Raw genomic sequence first — 255 nt, 5'->3', positions numbered from 1 at the left:
GACTTGATAGCTATTGGTATTTTTTGTGTTGTTGGCAGCCAAGAGGATGCTATCGCTAGATATATCATTAGAAGCCATTCCTCTTCCTTGCATAGATTTTATCCACTCTGCAAATTGTATATCTTCTGTATGAGGGTTGGATAATTTAGCCAATCTTGTTTGTGTGTTCAAAGAAGAAATGAAATTTGTCATTTGAGCACTCCTTTGAACCCCAGCATTCAGAGAAGAGAATTTCTTTTGATCATTATGGATGGT

Annotated in this window: 1 protein-coding gene; it reads right to left on the bottom strand. The window is 36.5% G+C overall.

Annotated features, from left to right (window positions below; genetic code table 11):
* On the bottom strand, positions 1-192 hold a 192-nt coding region (locus BKH44_RS08685; protein ID WP_143428347.1), incomplete at its 3' end, for a hypothetical protein.
* Positions 193-255: the final 63 nt, after the last annotated feature.

This window comes from Helicobacter sp. 13S00477-4 (genome assembly GCF_002272785.1).
Lineage (GTDB): Bacteria > Campylobacterota > Campylobacteria > Campylobacterales > Helicobacteraceae > Helicobacter_J.
This window is presented reverse-complemented; position numbering and strand designations above follow the sequence as displayed.